The following is an 18,754-nucleotide window of genomic DNA, read 5'->3' as shown; positions in this document are numbered from 1 at the left end:
GGCCAGCGTCAGCGTGCCGATGCCCTGCTTGTCAATCGTGCCCGCCCCGGTGATCGCACCGCCAAAGCCGGAGCTCGAGCTGCTCGACAGGGTCAGGTGACCCGTGCCCAGCGCGATCGTGCCGGTGCCGGAGATGCCCGCCAGCGTCTCGTTATAGGTGGCGAGGTCGAAGTTCGCGCCCGAGGCGACGCCCACCACCGCGGTGTCCGCAAGCCGGTCGCTCGCGCCGAGGCGCAGGGTGCCGCCCTGGACGGTGACGGTGTTTGCCGCCGCCGTGCCGGTCAGCACCGAGGTGCCGCCCAGGTTGAAGATCGCGCCTGCGCCGAGGTTGGCGTTCACCGTCGCGCCGGTCAGCTGGTACTGGCTGGCGGTCAGCGTACCAGTGCCGGCCAGCGTGCCGTTCAGCGCGAGCGCACCGACCGTGTCGTTAAAGGCGCCCAGGTTGAGCGTGGCGCCCGATGCGACGGCGACATTGGCGCTATCGGCCAGGCGGTTCGTCGCGCCGAGCACCAGCGTGCCGCCCTGCACCGCGGCGTCGCCGCTGGCGGTGCCGTTCAGCGTCGACGTGCCGCCCAGGTTGAAGAGCGTGCCCGCACCCAGGTTGGCGTTCACCGTCGCGCCGGTCAGCTGATACTGGCTGGCGGTGAGGGTGCCGGTGCCGGCCAGCGTGCCGTTCAGGCCGAGCACGCCCACCGTGTCGTTGAAGGCGCCGAGGTTGAGCGTGGCGCCCGATGCGACGGCGACCGTGACCGTGTCGGCCAGGCGGTTTGCCGCGCCGAGCGCCAGCGTGCCGGACTGGACCGAGACATCGCCCGCCGCGCTGCCATTCAGCGTCGAGGTGCCGCCCAGGTTGACCAGCGTACCCGTGCCGAGGTTGGCGTTCGCGGTGGCGCCGGTCAGCTGATACTGGCTGGCGGTGAGGGTGCCGGTGCCGGCCAGCGTGCCGTTCAGGCCGAGCACGCCAACCGTGTCGTTGAAGGCGCCGATGTCGAGCGTGGCACCCGAGGCGATGGCGACATTGGCGGTGTCGGCCAGGCGGTTCGACCCGCCGAGCGCCAGCGTCCCGCCATTGACCGCGACGTCGCCACCGGCGGTGCCGTTCAGGATCAGCGTGCCTGCCTGGACGACGAGCCCGCCTGCCGCGCTGCCGTTCAGCGCCGAAGTGCCGCCCAGGCTGAACACGGTGCCCGCGCCGAGGTTGGCATCCACCGTCGCGCCGGTCAGCTGGTACTGGCCGGCGGTGAGCGTGCCGGTGCCGACGAGCGTGCCATTCAGCGCGAGGGTGCCGATGGTGTCGCTATATGCCCCAAGGTCGAGGATCGCGCCCGAGGCGACTGCCACCGTGGCGGTATCGGCCAGGCGGTTCGCGGCACCAAGCGTCAGCGTGCCGCCATTGACGGCGACGTTGCCACCGGCGGTACCGTTCAGGGTCGAGTTGCCACCCAGGTTGAAGAGGGTGCCTGCACCCAGGTTGGCATTCACCGTCGCGCCGGTCAGCTGATACTGGCTGGCGGTGAGCGTGCCGGTGCCGGCCAGCGTGCCGTTCAGCACCGCGGTGCCGACCGTGTCGTTGAACGCCTGCAGGTCGAGCGTCGCGCCGCTGTCCAGCTGCAGCGTGGCAGTGTCGGCGATGCGGTCGTTGCCGGCGAGCAGCAGCGTGCCGCCGCCGACCAGAACGTTCATGTTGGCGGTCCCGGCCAGGGTCGAGGTGCCCGAGACCTGGGTCAGCAGGCCGCCGGCAAGGTTGCCGTTCACCGCGGCGCCGTTCAGCGCGATGGTGTTCGCGCTCAGCGTGCCGGTGCCGTTCAGCGTGCCGTCGAGGCGCGCCGCGCCGACGCCGACGCTCGTCGTGCCGAGGTCGAGCGTGCCGGCGCTGCCGACGAGCAGGGTCGAGGCGCTGTTGAACGTCGCGCCCGGGGTAAGGGCGAGCGAGCCGCTGCGCACTTCGGTCAGGCCGGCATAGTTGGCCGCGCCGCCGAAGCTCAGGTGCGCGCCGTCGATCAGCAGGCTGCCCGTGGTGCCGCCCAGCGTGCCGGTGAAGCTGCCGGTGCCGTTGGTGAGCGCCAGAACGCTGGTGCCGAGGTCGGCGGTGCCGGTGCCGGTCAGGATGCCGATAGCCTCGTTGCCGCCCAGCTGCAGCGTGCCGCCGTTCAGCGCCACCGAAGCATTGTCGGCAATCGCGCCGCCGTTGGTAACGAGCGTGCCGCCAGTCACGGTCCAGGCCGCGATGTCGGTCGTGCCGCCCAGCGTCCAGGTGCCGGTGTCCGACTTGGTCGCGCTTGCGATGTTGAAGACATCGCCCAGCGTTGCTGCGCCGGTGCCGGTCAGATCCAGCGTGTTGTTGCCTGCGCCGCCGTCGATCGCGCCGGTCACGGTCGCGCTGGTGCCGAGCGTGATCGCATCATCGCCCGCGCCGCCGGCATAGTTGCCGTTCAGCGTGCCGAAGATGTTGATCACGCGGGCGCCGTTGGCGAACGAGAAGATCTTGTCGGTGGTCGAGCCAGCCTCGAGGTTGACCGTGATCAGGTCGGTGCCGTCGAGGATCATGCCGGCATTGCCGCCGGTGATCGTGCCGCCGGCCTGATTGGTGAAGGTGCCGCCGCCACTGGTCCAAAGGCCAATGCCGCTTCCGTTGGCCGTGATGCTGCCCGAGTTGATGACAGTGCCGCCGCTCGCCAGGTAGGCCGCGGTGTCCGCGGTCGAGGTGATGCTGCCCGCATTGGTCAGGCTCGAGCCGGCGCCATACACGGCGATGACCGTTCCGTTGCCGGTGATCATACCGCCGGCATTGTTGGTGATCGTGGTGGCGCCGCTGGCCGAATAGATGGCCGGATAGCCGGTGAACGCTTCGATCGTGCCCGAATTGTCGATCGTGCCGCCATTGGCGAGATATACCGCCTGATAGACGTTACCGGTAATCGTGCCGCCCGCACCGTTGATCAGTTGGGCATCGGTGCCGCTCGTCGAGAAGCCTCGGGCGCCGGTGATCGTGCCGCTATTGTCGACCAGCGCATTGGCGCCGGTCATGAGGATCGCGTCGCCGGCGCTGGTGATCGAGCCGAGGTTGAACACGCTCTGGTTCGCGCCAGAGCCGCTTACCGCCTGGTAGCTGCTGTTGAGGCTGCCCGTCGCCGTCACGTCGAGGCGGCTCGCGCCGGTGCCCAGATAGACGCTGAGCGAGCCTCCGGTATCGGTCGCGCCGCTGATCGCGACATTCGACGCGTCGGCGATCTGGATCGTGCCGTTGAAGCTGTTGGTGCCGGCGAAGGTGAGGACATTGCCAGCTGCGAGACCGCTCACGTTGACGTAGCCGTTGCCGGTGATGTTCTGAGAGACGGTGCCGCTATAGGCCTGCTGGTAGGCGAGCGTGCCGTTGTTGAGGACCGCGGAGCCCGAGATCGTGTCGCTGGCGCCCTGGAGCGTCGCACCCGAGTTGATCGTGGTCGCGCCGGTCCAGCTGTTGGCGGTGTTGGTGAGCACGATCGTGCCCTGGCCACCGAACACCAGGTCCTGGTTCGGATCGACGCCCGCTGCGCCGCTGGTGGTGATCGCGCCGGTCAGCGTGGCGATCACATTGCTATCTGCGTTCAGCGTCGACGGGTTGGCCGAGGAAGGCGTGACGACCTCGAGGCTGATGTTGTTGGCATAGGTGCCGGTCGCGCCGAAGGTCGCGGTCGGGTCGATCATGTGGATCGTGCCGGTGCCGAAGGCGCCCGCCGTTGCCGCGCGGATCGAGCCGCCATCGACGTAGATGTCGCCGGTCAGGTCGCTGGTGCCGTCGAAGGTGATCGTGCCCGCAGGCGCGCCGCCAATGCCGGCATAGATCGCCTGGTCCGGATCGTTGCTCGGGCCGGTGAGCGTCAGGTCGCCCGAGACAAGGCCGATGCTCTCGAATCCGGTAAACGTGGCCAGGCTGACATTGTAGCTCGTACCGGCGCCGAAATCGGCGAACAGCTTGTCGTTGCCCGCGCCGCCATCGGCCAAACCACCGATCGCACCGCCAAAATAGGTGAAGCTGTCATCGCCATCGCCGAGATGGACGTTGGAGATCGAGCCACCCGAGCGGAAGATGACGTTATCGATGCCCGCTCCCGAGGAGGCGTCATAGTCGCCATGGACGGCACCGGAGATATCGACGTTCCGCGTGCCGCTGCCAGTCGCGCGGATGGTGCCGGTAACCGTCGATCCATTATCCAGGTTGAGCGCCACCGTGCCGGTACCCGCGAGCCAGATCGCTCCTGCAGTCCCGCCGTTGATCGTGCCACCAGACTGGTTGGTGATGGTGGCATCCCCGCCCTCGACCGCGACGCCGTAGCCGAGCGTCGCGTCGCTTCCGCCGGTGATCGTGCCCGAATTAGTCAGGCTGCCGCCCTGCGCCAGGCGGACGCCGGCAAGCTGGCTCGCGGAGACCTGGTTGGTGTTGACGACTGCCCCGGTGCCGCTGTCGACATTGATGCCATATTCGGTGCCGTTGATCGTGCCGCTATTGTTCACGGTGAACGTCAGGCCCAGGCCCTGGAGCCAGACGCCGCTCCCGGCGGAGACCGTGCCGGAGTTGGCCACGGTGCCGTTGCCGCCGGCGACGAGCACGCCCCAGGCACCGTCGGCGCCGAGCGCGTTGATCGTCCCGCTGTTGGTCGCGGACCCGCCATTGCTCAGCGTGATGCCGTTATCCACGGTCGCATTGATCGTGCCGGCGTTGATCGCCGTGCCGTTGAAGCCGCCGAGCACGATGCCGCGCTGGCCGTTGATCACTCCGTTCTGCTGATTCTCGACATAGCCATTGGCGCCCGAGAGATAAACGGCGCCGTTATATAGCGCGCCGCCTGTAACGCCGGTGATCGTGCCGCCGTTGACGACGCGCGAATTCGCGCCCGACAGGTAGACGACCGAATAGTTTCCGTTCGTGTTGGAGGTCGAAATCGTGCCGAGGTTGGTCACCTGCGCGCCGAAGCCCGATAGGTTGATCGCCGCATAGGTCGAGGCGACGGAGATCGTGCCGTCGTTGTGCACCTCCGCGTTGGCGCTGGTGCCGGTGATGACCCATGTACTGCTGGTCACGTCGCTGCCCGCCGCGACATTGACCTTGGCACCGTCGCCGTTGAAGGTCGCGGCGCTCAGCACCGTGCTCCAATGTGCCGCCTGACCGGTAGCGCCGATGTTCAGCGTGGTGGCGTTGCCGAGTCCCCAGCCATATTGTCCGGACCGGGTGCCGGTCAGCGTCAGGCTGCTCGTGACGAGATTCTGGACCTCGAAGCCACTCACGGACGTCAGCGACAAGGTCGTCGCTGTGCCGCGTTTCAGATAAAGCCCGTCATTGCCCGTACCACCGTCGAGCGTGCCCGAGATCGTGCCACCGTTCCAATAGATGGCGTCGCTGCCGTCGCCGAGTTCGACCGAACCGGCGATCGAACCGCCGTTCAGGGTCAGCGTGTCGTTGGCGTTGCCCAGCGAGAGCCCGCCGGTGATCGTGCCGGAGTTGGTGATGTTCGCCTGGCCGGTCGCGCTGATCGCGGCGCCGCTAGCGGAGATGGTGCCGCTGTTGTTCACGGTGAGCAGCGCGCTGCTCTCGCCGCGAATGCCATAGGCTGGGCCGGTGCCCTGGATCAGCCCGGCATTGGTGATCGAGACCGCCGCACTGCCCCGCGCGTAGATCCCGCCCGACCCTTCGCCGGTGATGGTGGCGCCGTTCGCATTGGCGATCGCAATTGTGCCGCCGTTCAACAAAAGGCCCGAGCCGGAGCTCCCGAGGCCGGCGATCAGGCCGCCCGCCTGGTTGGTGACGGTGCCGCTCCCGCCGAGTTCGATCCCGGCGAAGACATTGCCCTGCAAGATGCCGCTGTTGGTGACGGTGCCGCCATTGGCGAGGAAAACGCCGTCCCATCCGCCCAGGATCGTGCCACTGTTGTCGACTGTCGAGGACGAGAAGGCGAACACGCCGTTGTTGCGCACGGTCGACCCCGAGCCGGCGGGCACGCCATAGATGTTGCCGCTATTGGTGAGCGTCAACGCTCCCGCGCCATAGATGCCGTGGCTGCCATTGCCGCCGCCCGCGAATCCGCCGCTGGTGATCGTGCCAGCGTTGTTCACTACGGCATCGGCATAGGCATAGACCGCCCCGACGTTCGTTCCGCTCGTCGCCGTCGATGTGATGCTGCCGCTCGAGGTAATCCCCAGCGTCTCGCCCGCGGCAGTGATCATCACCGCGCCCGGCGCGCGCGCGTTCGTGATCGAGCCAGAAATCGTCAGGTCGCCGCTCGCCATGGCCAAGCCGCCGCCGTTGGTCAGCGTGCCCGAGAATATGGGCGTTGCGCCCGAGGCGGCGTTGACCACGAGCGCGGCACTGCCGGAGACGTTCCCGCCAAATGTGCCGCTCTGCTGGACAAGCGTCAGCGCGTTGTTGCCGAGCACCACCGCGCCGGCGCCGCTGAGCGAATTGACGCTGGTGCTAATGCTGCGGCCGGAAATGTCGAAGGTCGCGCCGGCGGCGATAGCGACGCCCGACGAGTTGGTGATCGAGCCGCTGCCGCTGAGCGCCAGCGTTCCGCCCGAAATCGTGGTGGAACCCGTATAGGTGTTGGTGCCAGCCAGCGTCTGGGTGCCGGTGCCCGCCTTGATCAGGATGAGAGGGCTGTTGGGATTGGTGCTGTCCGCGACGAGGCCGGTAAAGGTGCCGCTGCCATTATCGACGCCCAGCGTCAGGCTGCCCTCGCCGAAATAGCCATTGCGAACGGTACCCGCCCCGGTGAGCGCGTCGACTCGGATATTGCCTTCGACGCCGTCGAACGTTGCCCCGGCCGCCACGTTCAGATCAGCGAGATTTCCTGTCCAGAAGCCCTGTCCCGAAGCGCTGCCGGCGACGATTCCGCCCTGCACGTCGACCAGGCCGCCCGAGCCGAGCGAGAAAGTCACGATACCGGCGTTGCCGAGGATCGTCACGGCCCCGGCGTTGCCGGTGAAGCGGATCGTGCCGGCGCCGCTATAGGTGCCCGCCTCGATGCTAAGACCACCGCCGGTCTGGTTATCGAACTGCAGCGTAGAGCCGCTCGCGATGGTCACGCCGCCGCTGCCGAGCGCGCTGGCGGTGTTGCGCTCGATCACGGTACCCGCGTTGATCGAGGTCAGGCCAGCATAGCTGTTGCCGCCGCTGGTCAGGATCGCGGTGCCGGGCCCATCGAACACCAGGGGCTGGGCGGTGCCGCCGCTCTGGGTGATCGGGCCGCTAAGCGTCGCGGTGACGCCCGCATCGACCTGGATCCGCGTGGGATCGTTCACCGGATCGGTGGACATGAGGACGATGGGGTTAGAGTAAGTGCCGGTCGCACCATACTGGATCGTGGGGTCCATCGCGTAGATCGTGCCGGTGCCGAAGCCGCCTGCCCGAATTGCGCGGATCGTCGATCCATTGACCGTGACCACCCCCTGATAGCCGGTCAGGTCGAAGTTCAGCAGGCCGGCGGGGCTGCCGTTGCCGCCGGTGATCGACATGAACGGATTGGCCGGCGTGCCGGTAAGGGTCCAGGTGCCACTGTCGTACTTGGTGAGGATCGCTACGTTCGACACGGTGTTCAGCGCCAGCGCGCCCGCGGCACCGTTCGCTACGCTGCCGTCGCCGGCGCCGCGCAGGATCAGGTTATTGGCGCCGCCGCCGAGATCGATCGCCCCGAACGAGGCCGCCGCCAGCGTTCCGGCATTCTGCAGGGTGATGCCGCTCGCGCCATCGACCGTCGCGCCGCCGCTCGTTCCGCGGCCATTGTAGATCAACAGCGTATCGTTGCCGTTGCCGCGCACGATGCTGCCCGTGGTCGATCCCGCGTACAGGTTGATCGTGCCGTTTCCGTTGCCGGAGATGCCGGCGCCCGCGCCGTTGGTCGACGAGCCGTAATTGTTGAAGGTGCCGCCTGCGTCGAGCACCATGCCAGGGGAGGACAAACCGACGAGATGGCCGGCCGCTGCGTTGGTGATCGTGCCGCCGCCGCCGCTGTAGATCCCGGCATAGGCGCCACCGGTGATCGTGCCGGCGTTGAGGATGGTGGCGGCGCCCGCCACGGTGACGCCGTCGAAATTCCCGGTACCGGTGCCGCGGCTGGTAATCGTACCGCTATTGGTCAGCGTGAGCGCGCCGGTCGCGACAATCCCGCCTGCCGCGCCGTTGATCGTGCCGCTATTGGTCACGGTGCCGGCCACGATTGAGACCGCATTGCCGGTGCCGGCGGGGGTCAGGACTCCACCCGACACCGAACCGGTTCCCACGATGCCGCTGTTGTTTAGGGTGAACGCCCCGCTGGTGGCATTGATGGCGTTGGTGTAGCCGGTGATCGACCCGGTATTGGTGATGCCGAGCGTGCCTGCCGACTGGCGAATGCCGAAGCTGGCCGCGTCGGTGCCGCGGATCGTACCCCCGTTCGCAACCGTCAGGCCCGAGCCTGCGACCAGAAGGCCGCCATGGCCCGCCGTGCTGGTGGCGCCGCTCGCGATGGTGAGCGTACCCGAGGACCCGGCGGCCGCCTGGACGCCATAGCCCCAATTGACGTCGCTGCCGCCCTGCACCGTGCCGCCGTTCAGGGTGAGGCTGCTGCCCGCGCCGGTGAAGGCGACACCCGATGCATTCGCAGCGGTGATGTTGCCATCGTTGACGAGCGTCAGCTTGCCGTTAGCGGTAATGGCATCATAGCCGCCGGTCGCCGCGGTCGAGATCGTGCCGCTGTTGTTCACGCTGATCGCGCCGGTGCTGTTGATGCCGGCCTGCTGCGCCGCCGCGACCTGGCGGATCGTCGCACCGGCAGCATTGTTCAGCGTGCTGTTATTACTGAGCAGAACCGCGTAGGGCCCGCCGGTGCTCGACTGGATGATGCCCCCGGCATTGTTGTTGATCGTCACGGCCTGGCCGACCGCACGGACCGCCGTGCCGATGTTCGAACTCGTAAAGCTGCCGCCCGTGATTGTCCCGCTGTTGGTCAGCGTGCCGCCGCCAGCGAAGCTGACGCCGCCATAGCTCGCCGCCGTCATCGTCCCCGTATTAGTCACGTCCATGCGCGAGCCGTTCGACAGGAAGACATTGCCATCGACGCTGATCGTGCCGGCGTTGCTAAACGTGACCGGGTTCGAGCCGAAAGTTGCGGCGAAATTGTTGAGGCCGCTGACGGTCGCCCCTGCGAGCACGTTTACCGCGCCGCCATAGCTCATGACGGCATAGGAGCCGCCCGCGACGTTGAACGCACTGGTATTGAAGTTCAGCGTCGTGCCGTTCTCGATCTGCCAGCCGTAGCCCGCGCTGCTGCTGGAGCCGGTGAGCGTCAGCGTGCCGCTGATCAGATCGCGCTGGTAGAAGTTGGTGGTTGCGTTCGCCGCGAGCGAGGCGCTGTTGCCAGCGCCGAGCTGTACGTTGAAATAATTGATCCCGCCGCCGCCATTGACGGTGCCACCGAGGACGCCCCCGTTCCAATTGAACGTATCGCCGGCGTTACCCAGCGTCACGTTGCCGGTGATCTGGCCGGCAGAGGCAAGCGTGACGTTCTGCACGCCCGTGCCGGAAGATCCGGTAAAATTGCCGGTCAGGGTGCCGGCGATCGTCGTGGTTGCCATGCCCGAGCCCGCCACCACGACGTTCCCCGTCGTGATCGAGCCGAGCGCTAGGTTCAGCGTCGTCGCCGCAGTACCACTCACCGACACGGCGAGGCCTCCGGCTCCCGTCAGCGACGAATTGTTGATCAGGCTGCCGCCGCCGCTCAGCGCAACGCCGACGCCGTTCGAATAGATGTTGCCGTTGTTGACGATCGAGCCGCCGCCACTGTCGCTCACGCCGTAGCCGGAGTTGCTCATCGCGTTGATCTCGCCACCCGACTGGACGGTGGTGACGAACGCCCCGGCGCCGGTAACCACGCCACTTTCGCCGCGCAGATGTGCGCCGATCGTGATGATGTTTGTGCCGGTGGTGCCGCCGACCGCATCGATACCGGTGGCGAAATAGGTGCCGAGCCCGATAATGCCGGTCGTGGTGATGTTCACCGATCCGCTGCCTCGGGCGTAGATTCCCGTGCCGCTGCTCTGGGCGGTGCTGTTCATCGTACCGCGCGCGGCAATGGTGACATTGTTCGCCGCCTGGGCGTCGATCCCGGTCGTCGCGGTGATCGTCGAGGCTTCGTCGATCGAGACGCCGCCGCTGGAGGCGCTGGCCTTGATGCCGGTGCCGTTCGCCAGGGTGGTGATCGAACCGCCGAGCGAGGTCATGTTGGCGCCGCCGGTCGAAGCCAGCGAAATGCCGGTGGCGAAGCCCGAGATCGTCGGCGAATCGAAATCGGCGCCGATGTTGGCGGCGGTCAGGTCGACGCCGGTCATCTGGGTGCCGTTGCCGATATAGGTGTCCGAGCCGCCCGTGCCCGAGCGCTCGTAGAAGATCGCGCCGCTGGAGACGTACCGCTCGCCATAGCTGCCGGTGAAGACGTTGCCGGAGACCGTGTGGCCGATGCCGAGATTGGCGCCGGTTTGCGAGATATAGGCGGCGGCGCCGCCATTCTGGGTGGTGGTTAGCGTGCTCGCGTTGTTCGCATAGGAGATGCCGAAGCCGGTGCCACCGGTGTTCTCGAGATCCAGCGCATTGGCGTTGGGGGTGCCGGTTGTGTTGCTGACCGTCGCGCCATCTACCGTGACGCCGCCGGCGCCCGAGAAGACGGCCTTGACGCCCTGGTTCGCGCCATTGCCGGTGACTGTGCTGCCTGATGCCGAAGTAACATGGCCGCCATTCGCGCTGGTCTGCGCCAGAGCAGGCGAAGCGATCGCGACGCCCACCAGGGCGGTCGAGCCAAGCAGCGCCTTGCGAAGCAGCGCTTCGCGACCCGCCCGCGAAACCACACCGCGCACACGCGCGCCATTGCCACGATCGATCATTCTGAAAGCCCCCGGAAGTCTGGAACAGCGTCCCCGACTCGGCGGAAACGCTGCAGAAACAGGGTGGTAGCTAGCACGGGAGATGGCGCTTGCTCTTGGACAGGTGTCTCATGAATTTGGAGCAGTGTCACATCGCGGTACGAATCCCCTTCTGGGAATCAGATATTTAACGATGCCCGCGCGCGACAATCGCGCGGCGCTTCGCCGAAGCGCGCCTTGAACAAGCGGCTGAGATGCCCGGCATCGGTGAAGCCCAGCCGCCCCGCGACGTCGCCGATGCGTTCGGGGTTTCCCGGATCGAGAAGCGCCTGGCGCGCACTGTCCAGCCGCAGGTCGCGGATATAGGCTTGCACACCACCGCTCTTTTCGAACAGGCGGTGCAGCGTGCTCCGAGAGATGCCCAGCCTGCGACAAAGTTTGGCCGCCGTCAGCCCTGGCGACCCGAGATTGGACTGAATCTCCTGTCGCGCACGGATCAGTAACGTCGCCGGATCCTCGCGGAAGCCCCGCGTGTCACTACGCTCCGCCGCCTTGAGTGCCAGTACCAGCAAGTCCAGCATCGACTGCCCAAGGCGCGGCGCGTCTTCTTCCGAAAAGCGTGGGAGGGCGTCCCGCACCTGGAGCATGTGCGAAGTGAGCATCATGCTTTCGACCGGGCTCAGAACCATCCCGTGCAGGCTGGCCACATCGAGCCCGGCTTGGATCGCCAGATGCCGCGGGACTGAAAAACCAATGCTTCGGCCTCCTGCCGAATCATGCAGAGACGTCTGGCTATGATCGACAATCACCGTGGCGCCAGGCATCTGCACCCAGTCGCTTCTACCGGCGATGCCGGCGGCCTTGCCGTCAAGATTCACGACGACCGCCATGGTGTCCCGTCCCTGATCGACGAGGCGCTTGTTCCGCTTCCAGCGCTGCGAGGCGATGTCGGTGTACATAAAGCCGATCTCGCCCAGCTGCACGAATTCGCTGGAGACCCGGAACGCCTCGAGGGGCTCTGTCTCGAACAAGTTGCCCATGCCTGCCCAGCCGCTCCGCCAGGCATCAAAGCGGTCTACCGACGCAATGTCGGCGGTCGAATAGCGAAATATTTTGACAGGGGGCGGCGGCAAAACGGACTCCAGAGCATTCGGGTTCCGGATCTCGCATTATGTTTCCAACAGTTGCGTCCGCTTGTCTAGGCCTGGCAATATTCGTCCCGCAGGTTTCCGAGCATTGGCTTGATCCTGAGGTGCCGTGCTCATTCCGGCAGGCCTAGGTCGCCGATGAATCGCCGGCGCCGCCTATGCTTTGAGCGTTCGCCACCGCCCCATTGCTATTGGTTTCCACCCATGCGCTTCTCAGCATCGTCAGAATGGCTTTCGGGGTCCGCTAGTGGCCGCCCACCCGCGTTGCGGTGGTACGATCTACAGGCCGTTGTCCCGTTCGGCTCGCGACTTTGCCGTCCTGGCCACGGCGATGCCCCGGCTCGCACGCGGGAAGACTGCTTCTCCCGCATCAGAACAAAGCGGCTGAAGGCGTCGCCCAGCTCCAATGTGGAGAACTGCCCAATCCTCAGTATCATCGAGGGATGAACGAACGTTCGATTTCAGGTTCGAGCTAAGCGGCGAACTACGACCGATGTTGGGGCGCTTTGCCGACACTCGTCGATCGCTCTTGGAATTTTGGCTTGCCGACAGATCGGGTTAGAGAACCAGTAAGGAGAGCAGTGAATTGCGCGGACACTTGATGCGCTTCGACGGGAGGTGCATTTTCCACTTCATGGCCGACACCGCTGATCTGACTGAAATCCTGACCCAAGTTCTGCGACAGGCGCCGCAATGGATCCGGCAGGATCTGGCGTCAAAGGAAGCGCCTCGACGCGAACGGGCGGAGGAGGCTCTCGCGGCGATGATCGCAAATGCGGTCGCGGAGACCAGAACGGTTACGGTGAAGGTTCATCGCCACCATTAGGGCGGCTCACCATGGTGGGGAATAGCGCGCGGCTGGCCCAGTGCGTGGACTGACAAACGCTTTCCACCCATTCTCAGCCGTTGCGGTCCAATTTTTCGGCGGCAGAAGACGACAGGCGGCAAAGCGCCCTAGTCCCAGCCATTCAATCAGTCTGCGGATCGCCCCTGAAGCTGCCGTTCGTTCAGGCAACCGGGCGAAGTGAACATGGCATTTGGAAGGCCTCTAATTGGATGAACGGGCTCGCGGCCCGCTATCCAGATCCGACCTTTTGCTGGCACAAGTGGAAGTTGCGTAACACCGCCAGACCTCGCAATTGCCGCCGGTCCGCTCCGATGTTCCCGCTCATGGCACTTCAAGACTTAGCATCCTCCCCTTCGAAGGGAGCGCCAAAATAGGTCCGATACGGTGGATTTCTCAGTCACGGTGCCCGTGATGAAAACGCGAAATGGTCGAAATTTTTCTTTTCCGGATTTATCGAGTTCGGCCGATCAACAGTCCGCAATGACTGAAATAACAGGAGGGGGCGCTGTGAAGCCGCTCACCGGAACGAACAGCAAAGGGGAACCGTACGTCCGTCCAGCGGCGGTCGAGGCCGAGATCGCGGCGGTCCTCGAATGGCCGATGGAGAAGGTCTACGCGCTCGCGCTCGAAGGCAAGTTGAGGCCGCAGACGCTGGTCTACCTGATGCGGAATTTTCGCCCGAACCGCAGCACGCCAGAGCACGACAGGCTGATTCTGGCTTTCTTCGCCAGGCTCCAGCGGTTCGGTGAGCCCATGATCCGCAGCATGTCAGAAGTGAACCGCGAGCGCGTCGATGAGCTCGTCAAGGACAAGGCGCTGGAACTGCTCGCCAAGGACAAGCTCGACATCTTCGAGATGAGTTTCAAGCTGGGCGCCGAGCGGCTCTACCTGACTGCGATCGCGAAGGTGAGGCTGCGCGCGGATACCGAGGTGTCCCGCGAAGATTTGGTCTCCCCGGGCTCAGGATTGACCGGCGAGGAGACCGCGGACCTTCTGGGTCATACGTTCGACGGATCGATGCCGCTCGCCGAGGCGAAGGCGATGCTCGCCGATGTGATGGAATATCTGAACGAGAAAGAGCGATTGGCGATCTATTACGTCCATCAGCTCGGTCTCACGGAGAAGGATGCGGCCGAGCAGATGCGCTGCACCGATCGCAACATCCGTCATCTGATTTCAAGCGCGCGCCAGAAGGCGCTCGGTCAAGGGAAGGGCGCGCGCAAGCCGCGCGTTAATAGTGTGAAGCCATGAGCAAGGACTATGAAACGGAGGCGCTCGACGAGGTTCTCGTGTCTTTGCATGAGGAGCTCGAGGATGGAGCGAGCGCGGATCGCGTAGCGGAGTTGGCGAACCGGCATCCGGAGTTCCGGAAGGAAATCCTTGCGTTCGCCGCCGAGTGGCTTGCGAACGAAGGCAGCGATCTGGCGGACGACATGCCGGTCGTCGGACAGACTGTGTCGGGTCACGCGGCATTGCTGGACCGGTTCTGGGCAACGGCCCAGACGGAACCGGAAAGCTCGCTGCCGAATACGCCGGGGGAGTGGAAAGCGGTGGCGGACAAATGCCGTATCGACACCGCGATACTGCGCAAGATCGTCAAAGGGTTTGTCGAAGTCACCACGATTCCGGGAAAGCTGATCGCGTATCTCGCCGAGGCGCTCGACGCGCAGCCGGCACAAGTCTGGAGCTATCTGAATTCCCCAGCGCTTTCGACCGCGGGAGCCGGCGACTATTTCGCGCCATCCGGTCGGGTCAAGGGCGGGAAGTCGAACTTTGCCGACGTGATCCGAAAATCCGATCTCAGTGACGAGGACAAGCAGTTCTGGCTGTCTCATCTCGCGGCCTGAATGGACCAGTTCGCGGCCATTCGGGCGCAGGCCCATGCTCTCCGGCAAGCCGCCGGGCTTGCCGACACCTTGACGGCCACACAGGTAGTGGAAGGAGCGGCGACGCATCTAGGCCTCAAGATCAGGCGAGTCGCACCTGACGACGAGGAGCTTGAAGGCTCGCACGGCATCCTGTGCCGCGACTTCGGCCATATTCTCGTTCGCAATGATCTGTCCGAAGCGGAGCAGGCGGAAGTCGTCGCCCACGAGATTGGCCACTTTCAGGTCCATCAGGGAACCGAAAGAGGCTGCTATCCGAGATCGGCGGCCAATGGTGGCGATCCCAGCCAGCGGATCGAGACCTACGGGATCAAGGAGCGGCGAGAGGGGCAGGCGAACAGCTTCGCCCGCGAACTCGTGTTGCCGCGACCGCTTGCGCGTGCGCTTTTCAACGACGGGCTGACCGCGACCCGCATAGCGTCCCAATACTGGGTCCGGTATGAAACGACGCTGCAGCAACTCGCCGATGGCCTGCTGCTGCCGGATTTGGCCCAGGCGCCAGCGGACCCGGTCAGCCCCGAAACCGACTGCAATGAGTCGCAGCAGCGCGCGGTTGACCATCGCGGTACGCCCTTTTTGGTGCGAGCCGGGCCAGGCACCGGCAAGACGAAGACACTCACGGCGCGTGTCCTGTCTCTGCTCGAGGAGGGCGTGCCAGCGGACCGAATTCTCGCGCTCACCTTTTCTAAGAAGGCGGCGCGCGAACTTGCGGAACGTGTCGAACGCGCTTCCGGTACTGCCGCGATCAACATCTGGACGGGCACGTTCCACGCATTCGGCCTCGACACCATCCGCAAGCATCATGCCCTCTTCGGCGTTTCGGACGACCCAAGGGTTGTGGACGCGACCGAGAGCGTGGCGATGCTGGAAGAGGCGCTGCCAGCACTGGATCTGCGGCACTATCTCAACCTGTTCGAGCCGGCGCTGGCGCTCCGCGACATCTTGCGGGGGATCGCGCGCGCCAAGGACGAGTTGTGGACGCCCGAACAGTATATGGCCGCCGCCGAGCAGATGCGCCGCGATGCCACGGCTCCCGAAGAGATCCTGGCTGCGGAGAAGGCGCGAGAAGTCGCCATCGTCTATGACCATTACCAGCGTCAGCTGACCACGCTGGGAGCGCTGGACTATGGCGACCTCATCATGGCCCCAACGCTCATGATGCGGCAGGATCACGACTTTCGGGATCTGATGCGAGACCGTTTCGCGCATGTGCTGGTTGACGAATACCAGGACGTGAACCGTGCGAGCGCCATGTTGGTGCGCGAGATCGTGGGGGACGGAAACAGTCTGTGGGTCGTCGGCGATGCCCGACAATCCATCTATCGCTTCCGCGGCGCCTCGGCGGCGAACATCGCACGTTTTGAACAGGACTATTCGACAGGCCGCCGCGATGGCCTCGAACAGAATTACCGCTCGTCCGACGAGATCGTGAAACTCTACACCGCCTTTGGCGCAAGCATGAGCGTCAGCGGCTATGCAGGTCCGGCTGCACTCGGTGCGGCAAAGGGAGCTAACGGACATGCCCCGGCCATCTTCGTCGGCTCGGACGAAGTGGAAGAGATGGACACGCTCGCGGGATCGATCCGGGAACTCGAGGCCAATGGCGTGCCTCTGCGATCGCAGACTGTGCTCGCGCGGAGCAACGGAGCTCTCGCCGCTGCCGCGAACGAACTCGAAGCGCGCGGCGTGCCGGTGCTCTATCTCGGCCCGTTGTTTAATCGATCGGAAGTCCGGGACCTGCTCTCTCTGCTCTCGCTCGTAGTCGATGATCCGGGCACCGGCCTCGTTCGCGTCGCCGGGCTTCCCGAATATGCGGTGCCACTGGAAGACGTGCTGATCGTGCTGCGAAGAGCGCGAGAAGGAAAAGTACGTCTGCTCGATCTGCTTGGCGCCGTGGCAGCGATTCCAGGCCTTTCCAAGCAAGGGCGCGACGGCCTGCATCTTCTGGCGGCGCACATGGAAGGGCTGGATCGAGGCGCTACACCCTGGTTCGCGCTGAGCCGCTATCTGTTCGACACGAGTGGCTATCTCCGAACCGCCTTGGCAGGTGCCGCCCCGTCAGACGATTTGCGCCGGGTGGCGGTGCGTCAACTGCTGGACTCGCTTCGCGCGATGCCATTGAGCGGTTCGAGCATGCCGATCCGGCGCGCGCTGGACCGTGTGCGCCACATGATCCTCCTCGCGGACGAGCGCGAGCTCAGACATCTGCCTGCCGAACTCGACGGGCTCGAGGGCGTAAGGCTGATGACGATTCATGCCTCGAAGGGGCTTGAGTTCGAAGCGGTTCATCTTCCCGGCGTGTCCGCGGGAGCAATGCCATCCGCCAACCGTCCACCAGCCTGCCCCCCGCCGATCGGGATGGTCGGTGTCGAGGACGAAGACGCGCACGAGGCGGAAGAGGAGTGCATACTCTTCGTCGCCATGTCGCGCGCCAAGGCGCATCTGCGCCTCTATCGGCCGTCTCGTCGAGGCGGGCGAAACTCGAACCCGTCGAAATTTCTCGATCGGCTTCCGGTCGCGACCGGACACGCCATCTCTGGCGTGCAACGAACCCGGCCACCGGCATCCTACCCGCCGATCCTGGTTCCTTCCGCCCCCGACGAACTCAGTGCGAAGGACCTGGAGAACTACAAGTCGTGCGCTCGGCGCTTTCTCTATGAGCGCGTTCTGGCACTCTCGCGTCGCGGCCGCGGCGGAGCCTATCTCGATGCACATGGCTGTCTGCAAAGCGTGCTTGCCTATGTGCGGAATCTCGATCCCGGCGTCCTCTACGATCGCGAAGAGGCGGTTGCTGTCTTTGACGCCGCATGGGCTGCGAGCGAACTCGACGATCATCCGTTTGGCCCAGCCTATCGCCGCCTCACCGTGTCGATGCTCGATCGTCTGCATGAGCCGGCAGCGGGCGCGGCCACACAGGCAGGCCACCTTACCACGGTCGTCGCCGGGGAGACGATCAGCGTCGCGGTCGATCGCATTGTCAGCGAAAATGGTTTCAGTGTGGTCAAGACGATCCGGTCCGGGCGCCAGGGCAGTACGGATGCGGACAAACTCTCGGCCACCATGCTCATCAAAGCGGTGGAGGAGACGTTCGGAGCCGCCGGCCGTATCGAGAACCATTATCTGTTGAGCTACGAACCCCTCATCGTCACTCAGACGTCTCGAAAATACGTGCCTCGTGTCGCGGACTGCGAGGCTGCGGTGACCGAGATTCGCCAAGGTCTTTATCCCCCGACGGTCAGCGATTTCCGCTGTCCGCGATGCGCCTATCTCTTCATCTGCTCCGCGCCCTGAGCAGCTGAGCTTCCACGCAGCTGGCGGGCAAGCCAGTTTGATGCCGGTGCGATTTCCTCCAAAAAAAATCTGGCGCGCGTCTTTCCGGATTCGCCGTTCCCGCCCGATCCCAAGCTTGAGGGAGGCACCCTGCCGACCGACTGAATGGGAATTGCAAAGACATGAAGAGCGTTATTTTTCTCGCGATCGAGGCTGACGCCGCCGATCGCATCGACATCGGTGAGACCCCGATCGTCTCCGACCTGATCCGCTTCCTTGAGAAGGAGCGCGGCATCGACGTCGCCGAGCTTCTGATCTTCAAGGAGGATTGCGACGAGCCGCTGGAGCATCATCATCCGCTCCATGGCCATGACCATCCGGTCTTCCATGCCCACCGTTGCCGCAAGGTCCACGTCTCGGTCCATTACGGCCACAAGACCTTCGAGTTCGATTTCGCACCGTCGGCGACGATCGCGAAGGTCACGCGCTGGGCGATCGAGGAAGCAGGCCTGGGTCGCGAAGAGGCGGCCGAGCATGTGCTGCAGCTCCACGGCACCAGCACCCAGCCCTCGACGGGCGCCCATCTGGGGAGCCTGACGGGCAAGCATTGCGCGGTGGTCTTCGACCTCGTTCGCAAGAAGCTGGTTCAGGGCTGATGGCGCCGGAAATGGGCGCCGACGAACGGGGGGGGGGCGCGGCGACCGGCCCCCCCCCCCGCCCCCAAGGGCCGGTGGGGG

General features: G+C 65.3%; 7 protein-coding genes. 5 read left to right on the top strand and 2 right to left on the bottom strand.

Annotated elements, in window-relative coordinates; translation table 11 throughout:
• Nucleotides 1–10,887: autotransporter-associated beta strand repeat-containing protein (locus AAHM44_RS22565; protein WP_342251400.1), on the bottom strand; the 10,887-nt coding region annotated here is incomplete at its 3' end.
• Between the two features lie 158 nt (nucleotides 10,888–11,045).
• Nucleotides 11,046–11,906, bottom strand: coding sequence for a helix-turn-helix transcriptional regulator (locus AAHM44_RS22560; protein WP_342251399.1), 861 nt, complete (start codon nucleotides 11,904–11,906; stop codon nucleotides 11,046–11,048).
• 742 nt (nucleotides 11,907–12,648) lie between these two features.
• On the opposite strand from AAHM44_RS22560, the gene AAHM44_RS22555 reads away from it, so the two are divergent.
• From AAHM44_RS22555 to AAHM44_RS22535, 5 genes are all read left to right on the top strand, one after another.
• Nucleotides 12,649–12,840, top strand: coding sequence for a hypothetical protein (locus AAHM44_RS22555; protein ID WP_342251398.1), 192 nt, complete (start codon nucleotides 12,649–12,651; stop codon nucleotides 12,838–12,840).
• A gap of 528 nt (nucleotides 12,841–13,368) precedes the next feature.
• On the top strand, nucleotides 13,369–14,112 hold the full coding sequence (locus AAHM44_RS22550) for a sigma factor-like helix-turn-helix DNA-binding protein (RefSeq protein WP_342251397.1): 744 nt from the start codon (nucleotides 13,369–13,371) through the stop codon (nucleotides 14,110–14,112).
• Complete coding sequence (locus AAHM44_RS22545) at nucleotides 14,109–14,708, top strand: hypothetical protein (RefSeq protein WP_342251396.1); 600 nt, start codon at nucleotides 14,109–14,111, stop codon at nucleotides 14,706–14,708. The genes AAHM44_RS22550 and AAHM44_RS22545 overlap by 4 nt, the downstream gene beginning before the upstream one ends.
• A complete protein-coding gene (locus AAHM44_RS22540) occupies nucleotides 14,709–18,038 on the top strand; it encodes an ATP-dependent helicase (RefSeq protein ID WP_342251395.1) in 3,330 nt (1,109 codons plus the stop codon).
• 161 nt (nucleotides 18,039–18,199) lie between these two features.
• Nucleotides 18,200–18,673 carry a hypothetical protein gene (locus AAHM44_RS22535; RefSeq protein WP_342251394.1) on the top strand — a complete coding sequence of 158 codons (474 nt, stop codon included), beginning with the start codon at nucleotides 18,200–18,202 and terminating at the stop codon, nucleotides 18,671–18,673.
• Nucleotides 18,674–18,754: the final 81 nt, after the last annotated feature.

The sequence above is a fragment of the Sphingomonas sp. OTU376 genome, from assembly GCF_038440415.1.
Taxonomy (GTDB): domain Bacteria; phylum Pseudomonadota; class Alphaproteobacteria; order Sphingomonadales; family Sphingomonadaceae; genus Sphingomonas; species Sphingomonas kyeonggiensis_A.
This window is presented reverse-complemented; position numbering and strand designations above follow the sequence as displayed.

What these genes read in the sequence shown, in the direction of transcription:
- AAHM44_RS22540 (WP_342251395.1), top strand. Translation starts at nt 14,709, where the DNA reads ATGGACCAGTTCGCGGCCATTCGGGCGCAGGCCCATGCTCTCCGGCAA.
- AAHM44_RS22545 (WP_342251396.1), top strand. Translation starts at nt 14,109, where the DNA reads ATGAGCAAGGACTATGAAACGGAGGCGCTCGACGAGGTTCTCGTGTCT.
- AAHM44_RS22535 (WP_342251394.1), top strand. Translation starts at nt 18,200, where the DNA reads ATGAAGAGCGTTATTTTTCTCGCGATCGAGGCTGACGCCGCCGATCGC.
- AAHM44_RS22555 (WP_342251398.1), top strand. Translation starts at nt 12,649, where the DNA reads ATGGCCGACACCGCTGATCTGACTGAAATCCTGACCCAAGTTCTGCGA.
- AAHM44_RS22560 (WP_342251399.1), bottom strand. Translation starts at nt 11,906, where the DNA reads ATGGGCAACTTGTTCGAGACAGAGCCCCTCGAGGCGTTCCGGGTCTCC.